At 54.1% G+C, this 18,350-nt stretch carries 17 protein-coding genes and 1 tRNA gene; all 18 read right to left on the bottom strand.

Going from position 1 to position 18,350, the window contains the following annotated elements; genetic code table 11:
• Positions 1–29: 29 nt before the first annotated feature.
• Positions 30–983: a protein translocase subunit SecF gene (gene secF / locus ACN0RL_RS15075; protein WP_417518226.1), complete on the bottom strand. Its 954-nt coding sequence runs from the start codon at positions 981–983 to the stop codon at positions 30–32.
• The gene (secD, locus tag ACN0RL_RS15070) at positions 976–2,850 is read right to left on the bottom strand and encodes a protein translocase subunit SecD (protein ID WP_417518224.1); all 1,875 of its coding nucleotides are present in this window, start codon (positions 2,848–2,850) and stop codon (positions 976–978) included. The genes secF and secD overlap by 8 nt, the downstream gene beginning before the upstream one ends.
• A 94-nt stretch (positions 2,851–2,944) precedes the next feature.
• Positions 2,945–3,310 carry a preprotein translocase subunit YajC gene (gene yajC / locus ACN0RL_RS15065; RefSeq protein WP_417518222.1) on the bottom strand — a complete coding sequence of 122 codons (366 nt, stop codon included), beginning with the start codon at positions 3,308–3,310 and terminating at the stop codon, positions 2,945–2,947.
• A 30-nt stretch (positions 3,311–3,340) separates the two neighbouring features.
• A complete protein-coding gene (gene tgt, locus ACN0RL_RS15060; RefSeq protein ID WP_417518278.1) occupies positions 3,341–4,462 on the bottom strand; it encodes a tRNA guanosine(34) transglycosylase Tgt in 1,122 nt (373 codons plus the stop codon).
• A gap of 14 nt (positions 4,463–4,476) precedes the next feature.
• Complete coding sequence (gene queA, locus ACN0RL_RS15055; RefSeq protein ID WP_417518220.1) at positions 4,477–5,589, bottom strand: tRNA preQ1(34) S-adenosylmethionine ribosyltransferase-isomerase QueA; 1,113 nt, start codon at positions 5,587–5,589, stop codon at positions 4,477–4,479.
• Positions 5,590–5,813: 224 nt separating this feature from the next.
• On the bottom strand, positions 5,814–6,461 hold the full coding sequence (locus tag ACN0RL_RS15050; RefSeq protein ID WP_417518218.1) for a hypothetical protein: 648 nt from the start codon (positions 6,459–6,461) through the stop codon (positions 5,814–5,816).
• A gap of 244 nt (positions 6,462–6,705) precedes the next feature.
• A tRNA-Leu gene (locus ACN0RL_RS15045) sits at positions 6,706–6,792 on the bottom strand.
• 83 nt (positions 6,793–6,875) lie between these two features.
• Entirely contained in the window at positions 6,876–8,117 is a 1,242-nt protein-coding gene (flgL, locus tag ACN0RL_RS15040; RefSeq protein ID WP_417518216.1) for a flagellar hook-associated protein FlgL, read from the bottom strand.
• 18 nt (positions 8,118–8,135) lie between these two features.
• Positions 8,136–10,184 carry a flagellar hook-associated protein FlgK gene (gene flgK / locus ACN0RL_RS15035; protein ID WP_417518214.1) on the bottom strand — a complete coding sequence of 683 codons (2,049 nt, stop codon included), beginning with the start codon at positions 10,182–10,184 and terminating at the stop codon, positions 8,136–8,138.
• A 5-nt stretch (positions 10,185–10,189) separates the two neighbouring features.
• Entirely contained in the window at positions 10,190–11,173 is a 984-nt protein-coding gene (flgJ, locus tag ACN0RL_RS15030) for a flagellar assembly peptidoglycan hydrolase FlgJ (protein WP_417518212.1), read from the bottom strand.
• A gap of 8 nt (positions 11,174–11,181) precedes the next feature.
• Complete coding sequence (locus ACN0RL_RS15025) at positions 11,182–12,246, bottom strand: flagellar basal body P-ring protein FlgI (protein ID WP_417518276.1); 1,065 nt, start codon at positions 12,244–12,246, stop codon at positions 11,182–11,184.
• A gap of 29 nt (positions 12,247–12,275) precedes the next feature.
• Positions 12,276–12,977, bottom strand: coding sequence for a flagellar basal body L-ring protein FlgH (gene flgH, locus ACN0RL_RS15020; RefSeq protein WP_417518210.1), 702 nt, complete (start codon positions 12,975–12,977; stop codon positions 12,276–12,278).
• Positions 12,978–13,038: 61 nt separating this feature from the next.
• On the bottom strand, positions 13,039–13,827 hold the full coding sequence (gene flgG / locus ACN0RL_RS15015; RefSeq protein WP_417518208.1) for a flagellar basal-body rod protein FlgG: 789 nt from the start codon (positions 13,825–13,827) through the stop codon (positions 13,039–13,041).
• 91 nt (positions 13,828–13,918) lie between these two features.
• Positions 13,919–14,671, bottom strand: coding sequence for a flagellar basal body rod protein FlgF (locus tag ACN0RL_RS15010; RefSeq protein ID WP_417518206.1), 753 nt, complete (start codon positions 14,669–14,671; stop codon positions 13,919–13,921).
• Between the two features lie 88 nt (positions 14,672–14,759).
• Positions 14,760–16,691 carry a flagellar hook protein FlgE gene (locus ACN0RL_RS15005; RefSeq protein ID WP_417518204.1) on the bottom strand — a complete coding sequence of 644 codons (1,932 nt, stop codon included), beginning with the start codon at positions 16,689–16,691 and terminating at the stop codon, positions 14,760–14,762.
• 26 nt (positions 16,692–16,717) lie between these two features.
• Positions 16,718–17,395, bottom strand: coding sequence for a flagellar hook assembly protein FlgD (locus ACN0RL_RS15000; protein ID WP_417518202.1), 678 nt, complete (start codon positions 17,393–17,395; stop codon positions 16,718–16,720).
• Between the two features lie 18 nt (positions 17,396–17,413).
• A complete protein-coding gene (gene flgC, locus ACN0RL_RS14995; RefSeq protein WP_417518200.1) occupies positions 17,414–17,863 on the bottom strand; it encodes a flagellar basal body rod protein FlgC in 450 nt (149 codons plus the stop codon).
• A gap of 34 nt (positions 17,864–17,897) precedes the next feature.
• Positions 17,898–18,296 (bottom strand): flagellar basal body rod protein FlgB, encoded by a 399-nt coding sequence (flgB, locus tag ACN0RL_RS14990; protein WP_417518198.1) that lies wholly within the window; start codon positions 18,294–18,296, stop codon positions 17,898–17,900.
• Positions 18,297–18,350 lie beyond the last annotated feature (54 nt).

The following is an 18,350-nucleotide window of genomic DNA, read 5'->3' as shown; positions in this document are numbered from 1 at the left end:
TTTGTGCCCGGAGATATCCCCGGGGTAAATCACATACGGTTAAGCCATTCCGGTGGCTGCTCTTCCTCTTCGGAATCTCCAGCACCTTCTTTCGCAGGAACCATGAGGTCTTCGCGGGAAACGCTCATCACCATCAACAAATTCGCTGATACATAGATCGATGAGTAAGTACCCACGACAACACCGATAATCAAAGCAAGAGCGAAGTTATTGATCGCTTCACCGCCGAGGAAATACAAGGCCAGCAAAACCACCAGCGTGGTGCCAGACGTGTTTATGGTACGGGCAATGGTCTGATGAATAGACTCATTGATAATATCCCAGGGCCCACCCTCCCGCATTTTGCGGAAGTTTTCACGGATGCGATCAGCCACAACAATGGTGTCGTTCAGCGAGTAGCCAATAACAGCCAGCAAGGCTGCTAGAACTGTCAGGTCGAAGGTCCACTGGAACAGCGCGAAAATCCCGAGAACGATGATAACGTCGTGAGCCAGGGGAACTACCGAAGCAATACCAAATTTGAACTGGAATCGCATGCCCACGTAGATGAGCACAACCGCAAGCGCGAGCAGAAGCCCGAGACCACTTTCCTCTTTGAGCTCATCACCGACCTGCGACCCCACAAACTCGGAACTGATCAGCTGCAATTCGTCACCACTTGCCTCCAGAACACGGGTGATCTCCTGGGCAAGCTGGTCATTGCCAGCTTCAGACAGACGCACCAGAACGATGGTATCGGCACCAAAGTTCTGCACTACAAACTGGTCGTATCCTGCCTCTGTAAGACTGGAACGCACCTGATCAAGCTGCGGCGCTTCCTTATATTCCAGCTCAACGGACGTGCCGCCGGTAAAGTCCATGCCAAAGTTAAGGCCACGGACTCCCAGAAGCACAATGGAGGCTAATACCAGTGTAATGGAGAAAGCAGAAGCGATCTTCCGGAACCCCATAAAATCAAACGGCTTCTTCTGATCATCAGACATTGGCGAGCTTTCCTCCGATCGACAGTTTCTCGACCCTGCGGCCGCCATAGACGGTATTGACGATACTCCGGCTAACCATCAGCCCGGAGAACATGGACGTCAGGATCCCGATGCACAATGTCACCGCGAACCCTTTCACCGGGCCCGAGCCCATTGCGAATAGAATAATGGCAACAAGCAAAGTCGTTATGTTCGCATCGAAAATAGACACAAAGGCACGGGAGTAACCTGTGTTGATCGCAAGCTGGGGTGATGCGCCACCTTTGAGCTCCTCTTTTATGCGCTCAAATATAAGCACATTGGCGTCTACCGCCATGCCCACGGTCAGCACGATGCCGGCAATGCCAGGCAAGGTCAGTGTGGCCGAGAGAATGGACATGCAGGCTATAAGAAGCATCAGGTTGATGGTCAGAGCAATGTTTGCCACAACCCCGAACCCGCGGTAATAAACCAGCATATACAGAAGCACAAGGATAAACCCTAGAGCCACCGACATCATGCCGGCATCAATATTCTTCTGCCCCAGGCTTGGGCCGATCGTGCGCTCCTGGACAAAGTACATAGGCGCGGCCAAAGCACCGGCTCGCAGAAGCAATGCAAGTTCTGACGCCTCAGGAATGGAATCCAGACCTGTGATGCGGAAGCTGCTGCCCAGTGCTGATTGAACCGTAGCGAGGCTGATAATGCCCTTTTCAACAACACGCTTTTCTGACTCTACCGGTTCACCATTAACCATTCTGGTCTCGGTTTCCGTGCGGAACTCAATAAACAAAACAGCCATGCGCCGACCAATAGCATTCCGTGTCGCACGGTTCATCAAGTCGCCACCGACCGAGTCCATGGTAATGCTTACCTGGGGCTGACCGTTTTCATCGAACGCCTGCTGGGCATTCGCAACGTTATTACCTGTAGCAATGACATCGCGCTCAAGCCGGGCAGTACGCTGGCGCTCATCGCGGAAACTGAACTGCTCGGTTTCGCTCGCCGCCGCATCCTGACGAGCTTCCATGCGGAACTCAAGGTTTGCGGTAGCACCAAGAACACGCTTGGCCTGAGCTGTATCCTGAACACCCGGAAGCTCAACGATAATTCTGTCAGCACCCTGCTGCTGTACCAGGGGCTCGGCAACGCCGAGTTCGTTCACCCGGTTACGGATAGTGGTCAGGTTCTGCTCAAGAGCGTACTTGCGGATTGCTGTCACCTCGGCTTCTGACAAGGTGAGAACGATCAGAAACTCGTCACCGTTGGTTCTTTCGTCCAGCAAAAACTCGTTGTACTGACGTTTGATCAAGTCAAAAGCTTCAGACCGTGACGCTTCATCACGGAAACTCAGGACGATGTCACGCGTGCCGTCCACATCACCGCCGCGATAGCGAATACGTTCATCACGAAGCTCTCGCTTTATCTGGCCCGAAACAGCTTCCAGCCTCTGGCCAACCGCCGTATCCATATCGACTTCGAGCAGAAAGTGAACACCGCCACGGAGGTCGAGGCCGAGCTTCATCGGCCCCGCGCCCAGACTTCTCAGCCAGGACGGTGTCGACGCTGCCATATTGAGTGCTACGAGATAGTCTCTGCCAAGGGCAGCCTGAACCGCCGGCCGGGCGCGCAGCTGGTCATCGGAGCTCGTCAGCCGGATAAGGGCGTCCCGATCCTCAAGCGAACTGCTTTTAACCTCGATACCATCCGATTCCAGGGCCTTGACCGCTCTCTCGAGCACGGCAGAATTAACTTCGGTACTACTACGTGCACCAGTGATCTGCACAGCGAAATCGTCGGGGAAGAGATTGGGTAGAGCGTAGATAAACCCGATCAGAATCGCGATCAGGATAATCAGGTTTTTCCAAAGCGGGTACTTGTTCAGCATGGGATCCCTTGTAGCCGGCCCGAAGGCCAGCCTTGGTGTTTCAGCCAGGAAGGTTCAGGCCGGCGGGTATCAGGGCCGGCCAGAGAGTCCTTGCTCAGATATCTTTGAGCGTACCTTTCGGCAATGCAGCGGCAACAGCGACTTTCTGTACTTTGATCTCAACATTGTCAGCAATTTCAACAACGATAAAATCATCAGTAACCTTAGTGATTTTTCCGGCAATGCCACCGGAAGTGACCACTTCATCACCCTTATTAAGGCCGGACATCAGTGATTTGTGCTCTTTGGCACGCTTGGACTGCGGGCGCCAGATCAGGAAATAGAAAATCAGAATAAAGCCGGCAAAGAAGATCACCTGACCCATAACACCCATGCCACCAGCAGCACCAGCTTCCTGAGCCATCGCAAGTGCGGGCATCATTGCCATAAGGCCGGCTAAAAACAACTTGACTGATTTCATTAAAACTCTCCGTTGATTAAGCAAAAATAGTTACCCATTGCCCAGCGCGGGCACTGTCTCGCCGCGCAGAGCATAGAAGTCGTTTATAAAGTCCGACAATGTACCTGCTTCAATGGCGCCGCGCAATCCGGCCATCAGGTTCTGATAGAAGCGCAAGTTGTGGATTGTATTAAGCTGGGAGCCCAGCATTTCTCCACACTTATCCAGATGATGCAGGTAACTTCTCGAAAAGTTCTTACAGGTGTAGCAGTCACACCGATCATCCAGCGGTGAAGTATCGTGACGATGCCTGGCATTACGGATCTTTACGATACCGGTTGATGTGAACAGGTAACCATTTCGGGCATTTCTGGTAGGCATCACACAATCGAACATATCGACACCACGGCGCACTGCTTCAACGAGGTCTTCCGGGCGCCCTACCCCCATCAGATAGCGAGGCTTGTCGGCCGGCATTTTCGACGGCAAATGATCAAGAATGCGAATCATATCTTCTTTGGGTTCACCAACCGACAGACCGCCAATGGCATACCCATCGAACCCGATGTCCGTGAGGCCTTCCAGAGAGCGATCTCTCAGGGACTCGTACATGCCGCCCTGAACAATACCAAACAGGGCTGCAGGGTTACCCTCATGGGCGTCCTTGCTGCGCTTTGCCCAACGCAAGGAAAGCTCCATGGATTCCTTTGCCTGCTTTTCAGTTGCAGGGTACGGGGTGCACTCGTCAAAGATCATGACGATATCGGAACCAAGATCGCGCTGGACCCGGATTGCGATTTCCGGTGACAGTTCAACCGGTGAACCGTCTACCGGAGACCGGAACGTTACTTTTTCTTCGGTAATCTTGCGCATTTCGCCAAGGCTGAACACCTGAAAACCGCCCGAATCTGTCAGGATCGGCCCCTTCCACTGGGTAAAGTCGTGGAGATCACCGTGGGCTTTTATCACCTCTGTGCCGGGGCGCAGCATCAGATGAAAGGTGTTACCGAGGATGATTTCAGCACCAATTTCATGAATATCGCGCGGCAACATCCCTTTAACCGTCCCATAGGTGCCTACGGGCATGAACGCCGGGGTTTCAACCGTTCCCCTTGGAAAAGTCAGCCTGCCACGTCGGGCCAGACCATCTTCCCCCAATTTTTCAAAGGACATGAAACAGGACTGGCTCAAGGCTTGCCTCCGCTATCAAGTGGTGATTGGGTGCCTGCCTGGGCAGGCTCATCGGGCACGCCAAGCAGCATACCTCTGCTCGGTTCCTGCCCGGTTATGAACATGGCGTCGCCATAACTGAAAAACCGGTACTTCTCGGCAATCGCATCATGGTAGGCATGCATCACATGCTGATAGCCTGCAAACGCGCTGACCAGCATGATCAGAGTGGACTCAGGCAAGTGGAAGTTGGTAACCAGTGCGTCGACGGTCTCGAACCGGTAACCCGGATGAATAAAAATATCGGTTTCGCCCCGGAAAGTGCGCAGATAACCTCCCCTGCTTGCAGACTCGAGAGACCGCACCGAGGTTGTCCCGACTGCGACCACACGGCCGCCCCGGGCACGAGTGCGGTTAACCGCCTCTACCGCTTCCTCCGGCACATGCACTATTTCACTGTGCATCACATGCTCGTCTATCCGATCTACACGCACAGGCTGAAACGTTCCGGCCCCTACGTGCAAGGTAACAAACGTACTTTCCACGCCTCGCGCCTTGAGGGCTGCCAGTACACCCTCATCAAAATGCAGGCCTGCTGTCGGTGCCGCAACGGCTCCGGCTTCCTTCGCGTAGACGGTCTGATAACGCTCTCTATCAGTTGATTCATCAGGCCGGTCAACATAGGGCGGCAGAGGCATATGCCCGATACGCTCCAGCGTATCCAGCACCGGCTCACCGGCCTCGCTCTCAAGATGAAACAGCGCATCACTCCGGCCGGTCATGCGCAGAGCGGTACCGTCCTCAAGAATAACCTTTTGACCTTCCTTCAGGGCTTTGGACGCACGCACATGGGCTACAAGATTATGTTCGTCGATTACCCGCTCTACCAATACCTCAACCTGACCACCGGTTTCTTTTTTGCCGAACAGGCGAGCCGGAATCACACGAGTATCATTAAACACAAGCAGATCGCCGGGCTGCAGCAAATCCGGAAGATCGGTAAAAAAACGGTGTGCAGTATCGCCGGTAGTGCCTTCAAGGCATAGAAGACGGGAAGCGCTGCGCTCCCTGAGAGGGTAACGGGCGATAAGCTCGTCCGGGAGATCAAAGTGAAAATCGGAGACGTTCATGGACCGGGCTGTTCACGACGTCGCACCAAGCGACTTGAATAGGGTAACGGCGGGCGGGTTTGAGATCCGGGCCGCTGCTGGTTAATTTCCGTAAGTGACTGATTTTATTGATACCAACCACTTACGGAAGCGGCGTAGTATGGCATGCGCACCAGCCGGTTTACAACCGCGTTGCCTTAAGTAAACCGCGCCACGGCACAATAACCATTCTGACCGAAACGGCCTTATTTATTCTTCTCAGCGTGGGGTAAGGTTTTTCCAAGTGCCTTAACAATCACCTTACCGAAATCTTTGGCAGCAACATCTACCGATTGCGGATCGACCGTACTGGAGTATAGCTGCCAGACGGGTTTGGCAGAGTCGGTGTCGAACAGCGTCGATTTCAACGCGTAGTTTGTTGTTTCTTCATAATCGGCAGGAACCACCGTCGTCTGCATGTAAGTAGTAGATGCCAACGGCCCAATGGATGTAACAACGGGCTGGTAGATAACCTGTTCCGGCACATACCGGGATTCACGATGCTTGCTGATCAGAGAAACCACCAGAACACCATCGTACCCGCCATTTCTTGCATCCTCGGCAACCAGCTTCTGCAATCTGGTGGGGTCACCCCAAGGGATATCCGAGTTCGACATTCCAAACCGGCTGGCTTTGAATTCATTCTTGTTCAATTCCGCAACAAGCTCGGTTTCAATGGCTGTACGGTTGTGCTCTTTTTCCGTTACCGCAAACACAAGAACGCGGCTGTAGTTTTTATCAACCTCTGAAACTGCATCAATGCGCTCAACTTTCGTTCCGGAGCTCGCGCACCCGGCAAGAAGTGCAGCAATAAACAAGCAGACATATTTCATCATCGCCGTGGATCCTTTCATACTCTCCCTCTTGATTCCCTGAAGCTTACAGACAGTCTTTTTCTGTGGCTGCCCTTTGTTGTACCAACCAAGTTTTATTCCGAAAAATATTATAGTTCAGGGGTATGGTGAGCACCCGTAATAATTCGCCGGATTTTCTGCCTGTCGCACTGGGCAATGCCTGCAGAAACCGAACAGACACAAAAAAACCAGCCTGGACGCTGGTTTTATTTTTTCTCTAAGAAACTGATCTAAAATCATTTTTTGGTAGCGGCGGGCGGACTCGAACCGCCACACTATTTCTAGCAACGGATTTTGAATCCGTCGTGTCTACCAATTCCACCACGCCGCCATCTAAGAGAGGGTGAGATTATACTGAGCCTGATCGTGAAAGCAACACACGGAGCCCGCGAGTTTTCTTACAGCAACTGGTATTTACAACCGGTCGAATAACGACAACTGGGAAACCTGGGCAAAGGATTGCTGCGCAGCTTGCAACACAAAGCTCTGGAAGCTCAGGTTGCTGATCGCCTCAGCGTAATCCACGTCCTGTAACTGGGAGCGAATTTCATTGGTGTACACCGATGAATCTGCCAGAAAGTTTCTGGTGGATTCAACCGCGTTCATACGCCCACCAAGCTCCGTCTGCTTGAGAATGATGCTCTCCTGGCCGTTATCGAGATTAACCAGAGACTGAGCAATCAAATCATCATACTGAGCACGGCCCTCCGGGGTACCCTTATCAATGGAGTCCAGCCCGGCAATCAGGTTTTCGATGGTACCGAACACCGACTGCTTTTCATTGATTTTCAATGTGTAGCTATCCGGGATAGGCGCCGCACCCGGAACAGCACCGGAAATGCTCGCTTCAATGCCCGCAACCACAAAGGTTTCTCCACTCTGATAATCCGAAGGCGTCACAGGGAAAGTCACTGCCGGATTATTGCTATCGAATGCCAGAACCTGTGGTGGGGTACTGTTATCGACCTGAAGCGTTATGTCATTGGGGAACGATCCCGGAAACGCTCCAGCCAGCGCGGCCTGGTTGACCACACTGACACCGGAAATAAACGTTCCGGCTGTCGGGCCAGCATGTTCGCCAACAACAGCCGCGGGCACATTCACAAAAATGCTCTTACCATTGTCACTGATTGGCACAGTCACACCATCATCAATTTCCAGAACCCGCTGACCTTCATCACCCTGGTACTCGTACTTTCCTTCCGCATTCTGCTGAAACGCAGGAACTGAGCCCTGAAAGCCGCTGAAGATATATTCCCCGGAAGCATCCCGGGTATTCGCAATATTGGCAAGCTGCCCCAACCGCTCTTTCATTTCTGAAGAAATCGACTGGCGGTCATTGGGAGACAAAGAGCCATTACCTGCCTGGACTGTGAGTTCCCGGATCCGCTGGATCACATCCACCGAGCTTGCCAGAGCGCTTTCTTCCTGCTTGAGCCGATTATCTGCAAGGTCGACATTGCGCTCATAGGTTTTAACCCGCGAAAGCTCCTGATCAAGCTTCAGAATCCGGGCTGCAGCCACCGGGTCGTCGGACGGCTTGTTCACCCGCTTACCCGTCGATATCTGCTGTTGCGTGCTGTTCAGATTACTGTTCAGCTCCTGCAACCGGTTGATGCCGCTTGAGAACACTTGTTGTGATGAAATTCTGATCATGTCAGATCACCTCTCCTGTTACCGGAACGTCTGCAACAGCGTATTGAACAAATCCTGAGCCACCGATATAACCTGCGCCGAGGCATTATAGGCAGCCTGGTACTGAATCAGTTTGCCGGCTTCCTCATCCAGGTTTACCCCTGAGACCGACTCCCTCTGGGCAGTAGATTGCTCCAGCAAGGTTTTGCCAGCGTCCAGATCAAGCTGGCTTTGGCGGGTTTTCACGCCGATGTCTTCTACCAGCCCGGCATACCCCTCGGTAAAGTTCTGGCTCTTGCCGTTCAGGGTGTTGGCCGTGCCCAGTGCCGCCAGAAGCTCGGCATTCCGGTTATCCGAAACGCCGTTGGTGTTGTAGGCAATCTCAAAGGTATCGCCTTCTGCCGGCTTGCCCGTCAGTTTGAATTGAAACCCCTGATAATCATCGCCAGCGGCAGGGTCTCCGCTGAACACAGTCACAATCTCGCCGGGACTGAAAGCTTTGGGGTTACCGACAACGGTGTTGGCTGGTGGCGGCCCCGTCACTGTGTAGGTCATGGCGTCTGGGTCACCCGGCAAAGGTGTTGAGGTGAAAGAAACCGTCAGAGGCCCATTAGCTAACTGACCCGCACTCTGAAATCCCGGCAACAAAGAACCGGTGAACGGGCTGCGCACATTCAGCATGGTGCCCTGATCGATCTTGCCAGTTCCCACATTCTGATCGCCGGTGGTGGCGCGAATGGGGCTGGCAAACGCCAGATCCTCTTCCCGATCGACCTGCAACCCGATCGATTCTGCAGCGTTGCGGCTGGGCTGAATCAGATACTTGTCACCAGCATTGAAGGTCCCACCCTCCACCCGGATATTAAAACCGGGCATGGTGATTTCGGACTGGACAGGGTCTGGCAAGCGGCCCTGATTAACAATTTCACCGGAAGCCTTATCGATAAGCTCAAAATTGCGCCCGTCGCCGCTGAACTGCAGCGTCCAGCTTCCGGCCGGTAACTTGCTGCTGTCGGTGATTTCCACAGCCAACTGGCCATCGTTCGGCAACTGATTGTTGGCATTTGCCACAACCCGGCTTCTCTGAACCGCCAGATCGTTAACGTCGTTAAAAAACAGCCCGCCCAGGTCACCCTCAAGATCCATACCGATTTCGTGCTGATGATTCATACTGGCAGCAACGCCTATCGCGATTCGCCCCAGCTCATCAAACGCCGGTTTCAACGCTTCATTGTCGAAACGTCTCAGCCCGCCGAGCTTACCGCCAGCGATCTGTTCATCAATATTCAGCGTTCGGCCGCCGTTGGAAAGCGTAAATTCCAGGCGCGTCGGATCTTCCGCATTGCCCCGGGTGCCCAGCTGCGCAGCGTTATTTCCAACCACAAGGGAAAGACCGTTGGAAAGCGAAACATTTACCTGGCTCCCTTCGGTTTCTGTCACCCTTATGTTGACCAGTTCAGAGAGCTGGCGAAGCTTTTCATCCCGCTGATCCAGCAACTCATTCGGCATCCGGCCCTGGGCCAGCCCCGGAGATTCAGAAATAGCCAGATTAAGATCCGCAATGCTGTTCAGCAGGGTATTGGCATCCTTGACGCCTTGCTGCATCTGGGTCTTCACCGATTCCCGCTGCTGAATGAACTCCTGACTCAACGCCTGAAACCGGTTGACCACCTGCTGCGCTTCGCTCAAAACCAGTTGGCGCTGCGGCAGAGAAGCTGGATCTTCTGCGGCATTCTGCAGGCTTGCGAAGAAGTTATTCAGGGCATTGTTCAACCCCGTAGTCTCGCCGCCCAGCAAGTTGTCGAGCCGGCTCAGTTCGGAATTCAGTGTTTGCTGCTCACCCGCCAGGGTGCTGTCTTCCCGCACCTGCTGCACAAGAAACTCATTCGCCAGCCTGCGAATATCCATAATGCTAACGCCAGAACCAATGGTTCCGGCACCAGTGCGCTGCCCAGGCTGGGTTTCAAACACCACTTCCTGTCGGCTGTAACCAGGCGTATTCGCGTTGGTGATGTTGTTGCCCGTAGTATTCAGAGCACTCTGATGACCGAGGATACCGGTCAGGCCAATACCAAGCAGTCCCGCCATAATATTTACTCCCCGGCCCCATCATTCACTGAAAGAGTCATCAACGAATCACGGTTCATAATCCGATTGATTTTCTCACCGTACTGCGGATCGGTAGCATATCCGGCTTCCTGCAGCTTCCTCGCAAAAACGTCTGGCTGATCAGCGCTGGCAAGCACATCCCGATACCGGGGATTCGATTCCAGGAATGCCACATAGTCCCGAAAGCTGGATTCGTAATCCGGGTAAGCCCGGAAATCCGCACGCTCTTTCATCGGGACGCCCTCACGGAACTCGGTCGTGGTGATGGTTACCGCATCGCCTTCCCATCGGCTGTCAGCCTTGATACCGAAAAGGTTATAACTGTGCTGGCTACCATCACCCCGGATCATGTGCTTACCCCAACCCGTTTCCAGGGCCGCCTGGGCAACCATCAGTTTAGGATCAATACCTGTATCCTCAGAGATACTCTCGGCGACGGGTAGCAGCGTGCGTATGAAATGTTCAGGAGACTCGAACTGTTCCGGCATTACGCGGGCCTCAGCGGCGGCCTCTGAGCGTTTATCAGCTGCAACCTCGGCGACTTTTTCAAGCCGCTCCGGCAAGCGGGGCGACAGTGGCGGCATGCTGCGTTCATAATCTGCCAGCACAGCTTTGTGAGATGCCAGAGGCGCGCCCTCTTTATCGGCTCCGGGAATATCTTTCCCCAGTTGCCGCACCAGCGCATCAGCAAGCCCCGTTCCCTGCCCGCCCGACATGGTAAGGCTCATCTGGCTGTCGAACATGTCGCGGTAGAATTCCGACTGGCTGCTGTTCAGGTAGTTACCCTCAGCAAGTACATCTCCGGCTTTGCGCATGGACTTCAGCATTTCAGACAGAAAGATACTTTCAAACTGACGTGCCACTTCCTCAAGCGCCGCCTGTTTATCATCACGGGCACCGTTTTTCAGTGCGTTCAGCCCGCTGAAATCCGTGTATATCCTGGCCTGTTGAAGCTGATAATCCTGCATCATGTCACCTAGATAACAATAAGCTCGGCGCGCAGTGCGCCGGCCTGTTTCAGAGCTTCCAGTACCGCCATAACGTCGCCCGGAGCAGCACCTACCTGGTTCACAGCCTGAACAATTTCATTAAGCGTAACCGCCGGTCCGAACTTGAACATGCGGGCCGGGTCTTCGGTAATAGCAATCTGGCTATCCTGCTCAAGCTCCGTATTACCGAAAGCAAACGGGTTGGGCTGCTGCACTTCCGGGTTCTCCTGGATGGTCACCGTGAGGTTGCCATGGGTAACGGCCGCAGGGCTTACCCGAACGTTCTGCCCCACAACAATGGTGCCAGTGCGGCTATTGATAACGACTTTTGCGGCATCTTCCGCAGGATCCACTTCAAGATTTTCCAGGATGGAAAGAAAGCTCACACGCTGGGAGGGATCGCGGGGTGCGCGCACAGAAATCGACGTCGCATCGTGGGCATAGGCCATATCAGGCCCAAGGTTTTCATTGACCACTTCCACCACTCGACGCGCCGTTGTGAAATCCGGACGCATCAGATGAAAGGTAATTGTGTCGCCACGAGTAAAGGGAGAGGCAATTTCCCGCTCAATGGTAGCGCCATTCGGAATACGGCCAACGCTGGGAACGTTCACGGTTATACGTGAACCATCCAGCCCTTCGGCACCGAACCCGCCTACTACAAGGCTGCCCTGAGCCATGGCATACACGTTTCCATCAGCACCTTTAAGAGGTGCCATCAGCAGAGTGCCGCCCCGCAAGCTATCCGAATTACCTATGGACGAGACCGTGATGTCTATTTCCTGGCCCGCCTTGGCGAATGGCGGCAGGTTAGCGCTCACGGTAACTGCTGCCACGTTGGCGAGATTCGGGTTCACGCCTTCTGGCAGGGTGACACCGAACTGGTTCATCATGTTACGGAATGTCTGATTGGTGAAGGGTGCCTTGTCGCCGGTTCCATCAAGCCCCACTACCAGGCCGTAGCCCACAAGCTGGTTGTTACGTACACCTTTGATCCGCGCCAGATCCTTCAGACGGTCTGCCAGCACAGGCGCAGCCATTACCGCAAGCATCAGCGAAAGAACTACGCATCGACGTATTATCACAGAGGCCACCACTCGCTGTTGAAGAACCGGGCCAGCCAGCCCATCTGGTTTGCCTGGTCGAAATCACCCGTGCCGCCGTAGGCGATGCGGGCATCCGCAATGCGATTGGAGGCCACTATGTTTCCGGGGTCGATATCCTGTGGTCGGACAAGGCCTGTCAAACGAACGTATTCATCGCCGTTGGTCAACGACAACCATTTTTCGCCGCGAATTTTCAGTACGCCGTTCGGCAAAACATCTGTAACCGTGACGGTAATACTGCCCGCAAGACTGTTGCTCTGGTCAGCTTCGGCTTTGCCACTAAAATCCCGCTCATTTGTTAATGAAGTAGCAATGCCGAAGTTGCTCTTCCCCAGAATCGTGGGCTCTGGCAAGGTAATTTCGTTATCTTTCGTGATGCTGGATTCTGCGTTCTTGCTCGCACGGGTGGACTCATTAAGTGTTACCGTCAGCACGTCACCTATATTCAGAGCGACCGTGTCCCCGTAAAAATTGTAGTTGCGGGAGCTCTGGAAGATGGCTCCGGATTCGGGATCACGTTGCATCATTGCCTGAGCACGCACAGGCGCATAAGCGGGATCGTCCGGCTCAGCTCGCGGCCGGCTCATGGCGGTACATCCCTGCAATAGAATAAGCAGCCAGACCAGCAGAAAAGTCCCTGCCCGCCCGGTCACCCAGGTTGATGTAGTCGGTTTCATGAGTTCACTCCTCACTTCTTGTCGCGCGCTTGGCATTTCACAACCATGCCTTGTCAGAACGTTAACCAATGTTGTTGGTAATAAACTGGAGCATCTGGTCTGTCGTAGAGACGACTTTGGAGTTCATCTCATAAGCACGCTGGGTGGTAATCATGTTCACCAGCTCTTCAACAACTTCCACGTTGGATGACTCAACCATGCCCTGCTCCAGTGAACCCAGCCCGGCCAGCCCTGGCTCGCCTTCAGCAGGGTCGCCACTGGAGTTGGTTTCCTTGAACAGGTTGTTACCGATAGCCTGCAGGCCCTGGGGATTGATAAAGTTCACCAACGTGATCTGGCCCAGATTAACCGGCGCCGCCTGGTCATCGGTGATAGCGGATACGGTGCCGTCTTTGCCGATCGTTACGGTTGTGGCGTTCTCGGGCACGTTGATGTTGGGCTGGAGTGCATAGCCATCCGGTGTAACCACATCGCCGTCGGCGTTGAGCTGAAACTGACCATCCCGCGTGTAGGCTGTCTGGCCATCCGGAAGCTCGATCTGCAGAAAACCACGACCATTAACGGCCACATCGAGAGGCTGTTCGGTAATCTGAAGGTTGCCCTGGCTGAACTGCTTCGCGGTTCCGACCACCCGCACACCGGTACCCAGCTGCAAACCCGAAGGCAGCTCGGAGTTCTGCGTATTCAAACCACCGGGTTGCCGGTTGATCTGATACAGCAAATCCTGAAATACCGCCCGGTCTCGCTTGAAACCCGTGGTATTTACGTTGGCCAGGTTGTTGGAGATGGTGGACATGTTGGTGTCCTGGGCACTGAGACCCGTTTTACTAACCCATAGTGCCGGATGCATAGTCTTTACTCCTTGCCGTTGCCTGGTTTGCGGCCAGGATTTGCCGCTTCTGGCCAGACTGGCGTTGTTTTCACGTTTTTTTCAAAAACTATCAGAGGTTCTGCAACAGCCGTGCCGCCGCCTCGGAATTCTCATTTGCGGTACTCATAACCTTCACCTGCATCTCGTACTGGCGAGACAACTGCAGGTTGGAAATCATTTCTTCCACCGCATTAACGTTAGAGCTCTCAAGAAAGCCAGAGGCTACGCGCAACGCAGCATCGGCCGGCTCTGCGCCACCAATCGCCTGATCAGCCTTACGGCGAATAAAGCCATCCAGGCCTTTCTCAAGCGCCTCCGGGGGAGGATTGACAAGTTTCAACCGATCCACTTCTACCAGCTGGTCCGGCGGGCCACCCACAGGAACGATAGAAACGGTGCCATCAGCACCAACTTGAACATTATCAAAGGGAGGAAGCGCAACCGGACCGCCATTGCCAAGAACCATCTCACCACTGGCCAGCCGCACCATACCGTTAACATCAATCTGCAGACTGCCGGAACGGGTAAAGACTTCTTCACCGAGGTTGTTCTGAATAGCCAGCCAGCCTTCCCCTTCAATGGCGACGTCCATTTTCCGGCCGGTTTGCATCAGTGCTCCGGCCGACAGGTCGGTGCCGGGGCGCTCCGCCATGGCGTAAGCTCGAGTAGGATGATGTTCCCCGAACACGGGCATACTCCGTGCCTGGGCAAAGTCTTTCTTGAAGCCTGTGGTGCTTACGTTGGCCAGGTTGTTGGCATGGGCACGCTGGGACAGCATATTCTGCTTCGCGCCAGACATACCGAGATAAAGTGCTTTGTCCATGGGACAACTCCTGCCGGAATTTTGACTGTTTCCAGTGCTCTTTCAGACATTCTTGCAGGAGTCATGCCATATTCAGATCAAAGCCGGTTTAGCGGAGGTTGATAATGGTCTGGGTGACCGCATCAGACGTCTCGATCGTTTTTGCGTTCGCCTGATAGTTACGCTGGGCAATGATCAGGTTTACCAGTTCTGCAGAAAGATCCACGTTGGACTCCTCAACTGAACTGGCTTTGATGCCGCCGAGCGTTCCTGTATCCGGCTGACCAATAATCGGCTGCCCGGATTCGAAGGTTTCCACCCAGCTGGTATCCCCTATCGGCGACAAGCCGTTGGTGTTGTTGAACGAGGCCAACGCAACCTGTCCCAAAGCTTTCGACTGGCCGTTGGTGTAACGGGCAAACAGTGTTCCCTCGCCCGAGACATCAAGGCCAGACAAACGACCGGTGGTGTAGCCATTCTGGCGCTGATCATCAACACCAAACGCCGCGCCATACTGGGTAGTCTCTCCCAGGCTCAAAACAAAGGCCGATGAGGTCGGTGGCTCCGGAATGGGAGTAACAACAGTGGCACCCGGCGGTGGGGGGCCATCCGCTCCGTTGGGCTGGCCGTCACTGTCCTTCGGAATCCAGTCGGTGACCAGAATCTCGCCGTTGGGGTTGCCGTCAATGGATTGCAGGGTGCCGTCCTGATCAAACCTTGCGGTGAAGGGCGTAGTGTCGGTACCCGCAACCATTTCTCCATCAATCTGCAAGTAAACGGACCACTGGCTCACACCTACGCCGTTTCCGGGGGACGGTTCTTTAACAAAGAACTGTGTCATCTCATGGGAGTTGCCCAGGCTATCGAAGATCGAAGTGGATGTGGCGTGATTATAGGTACGCTGATCCTGCGGGTTGAACTCATTGGTTATGCGGATAGGCGAATTGGTGTATGCATCTGCAAAATCCGTGTCTGCGCCAAGGCCCGTCAGACCAACAATTGTTCTGTCACCCGTCACATTCACGTCGCCTGATACCGTAACCGGCGCGCTTACAGATTCAGCCGGCACGCCGTTGCCATAACTGAACTGCACATCCTCACCCTGGTTGTGAATAACCCGCAGCACATCATTGCCGGTTCCGTCATCCACCACCGTTGCAGAAATAGCGGTATCGCTGGAGCGGTTTATGGCGTCTCTGAGCCCCAGCAACGAAGTCGCGGTACTGGTATCAAGCTGAAGTGGCGCATTATTGACACTGAGACTGAACGAGAAGCTCCCTGCGGTCTGTGCTGCCGAAATATAGGAATCTGTCAGCGGCAGAGCCGCAGGTACATTGGTATCGACAATCGGCGCAGTAGTGGTCGCTGAAGCACTCAGGCCGGGCGCGTTGGTGATAATGTCTGAAACCTCGCGGGCCGTTGTCGCCGAGCCCAGATCAACCGTGAAGCTGGGAGTGCCATCAGAATAGGTGATTTCAAATTGCTCGCCGCTGATATCGTTGAATGCCAGCGGCCCCACATCCCGCACCCGGGATTCGAGCACAGACTCGCGGGAATCCAGGTTCAGATCCGAGCGTAGATTGGTGGTGCGACGCGGCGCCAGATTATCGGTCGCAATCTCAAGATCGCCACGAATACCGGAGAGGTTACCGTCATCGTCAGCCGTATAACCCTGAACCCGCATGGACTGGCTATTCACCACAAAGCCATCTTTATCGATGGTGAATTGCCCGGCACGGGAGTAACGGGTTTCGCCACCGTTATTCAGAATAAAGAAACCATCCCCACTGATGGCCATATCAAGACCACTGTCAGTGAAGCTGATATTGCCCTGACTGAACGACTGCTTTACGTCCTGAACGTTTACGCCGTCACCGACCGGAGCAGAGCCTCCGCTTAGAAAACCGCTGGCATAAAGATCGCCAAACTGTACGCGGCTGCCTTTAAAACCAACGGTACTGGCGTTGGCAATATTGTTGCCGGTTACATCCAGATCTACCGCTGCCGCCCTCAGGCCGCTGAGTCCTGTATTAAAAGCCATAATTCACCTCTGGTCTGACACCGGTATTAATTGATTTGTTGTACATCTGACAGTGCAATGGAACCCATACCTGCCAGGTTCAGGGTTACGGATCCGCCCTGCCCCAACGACACGCTGTCTACATTGGCGCTGACAAGAGTCGGAAGCTGAACACTACCCTGTGGGTAAGAAGCTTCCGCCACAATGCGGTATGGACCCGGCGGCAAGCTATTGCCGTTGCCGTCCTTTCCGTCCCAACTGAACGCCTTCACACCGGCGGCGCTGTTGCCAAGATCAACCTGGCGCACCAGTTCGCCGCTCGGGCTCTGAATAGACAAGCGCACACCGCCTGTGGATGCCGGTACCTGAATGTTGCCGGAGATTTCACCTTCAGCGCCGAGAATACCGACCTCAGAGGGTGCAAGAACCGTCTTGCCAACCATTGCCGAGGCCTGCAGTGCCTGGGTGGAGCGGAACTGGCCAACCACATCATCAACGGTACCCGACAACTTCTGCATTTCTTCCAGCGAACTGAACTGCGCAAGCTGGGAGATGAACTCGCCGTTGTCCTGGGGCTCCAACGGGTTCTGATTCTTCAGCTGCGCCAGCATCAGTTCCATGAACTCGTTTTTACCAAGTTCGCCTTTGCTGTCGGTTCCGCTCTGAGGCTGACTTCTATAACTCGCCAGTACATCTGAGGCTTCTGTTGCGTTAATTGCACTCATGATTCGGTCCTCGCCCCTTTACTGCTGACCAAGAGTCAGGATGCGCTGCATCATGGATTTGGCCGTGTTCATAATGTCCACGTTCATCTGAAAGCTTCTCGATGAAGACATCATGTCTGCCATCTCTTCCACCACATTCACATTGGGATAAAACACATACCCGTCTTCATTGGCTGCCGGGTGATGAGGTTCGTATCGCATTTGCAGCTCCGCATCGCTTTCGACAATTCCCTCAACACGAACACCAGCGCTTGCATCCTCACCCGCCGTAACACCAAAACCCTGCTGCCCGGGATTCATCATGGATTGCTGAATCGCTGAGAAAACCGGCTTCCGCGCACGATAGGTCGCGTCAGTACTGGAGCTGGCTGTCTCTGCGTTTGCAATGTTTGAAGCGGTTGTATTCAGCCTCAGTGACTGCGCTGTCATGCCAGAACCGGCGATATCGAATATGTTGCCCAGTGACATGGTGATTCTCCTTAGCTAATCGTGGAACCGCGGATTACTCGCCTTTAAGGGCTTTGGTCAGGCCGGTAAACTTGCTGTTCAGAAACTGGAAGCTGGCCTGATAATCCATCGCGTTGCGCATGAACCGGGTCTGTTCGGCCTGGGCATCCACCGTATTACCGTCTACAGACGGCTGGTTTGGTACCCGGTACATCAAATCTGAATCACCGGCGCCTGCTGAAGTATCCATGTGGCCCTCATGGGTTTTCTCCATACCAAAGCCGCTCATATTGTCCTGAGCCTTCTGCATCATGGCCTGAAAGTCCATATCCCGGGCTTTAAAGCCCGGTGTATCAGCATTGGCCATGTTATTCGCCAGAACTTCAGCGCGCTTCACTCTGGCTTCCAGCGCGTGCTGGTGAATACCAAGAGCTTTATCAAAAGTGATTGCCATACAACCTCCGAAATCCTGTCACCGGCGGCTTAAGACGTTGCCGGTTTCGTTCTA

This window comes from Marinobacter sp. (assembly GCF_048259445.1).
Lineage (GTDB): Bacteria > Pseudomonadota > Gammaproteobacteria > Pseudomonadales > Oleiphilaceae > Marinobacter.
The sequence above is the reverse complement of the archived record's forward strand: the minus strand, read 5'-3'. Positions and strand labels throughout refer to the sequence as shown.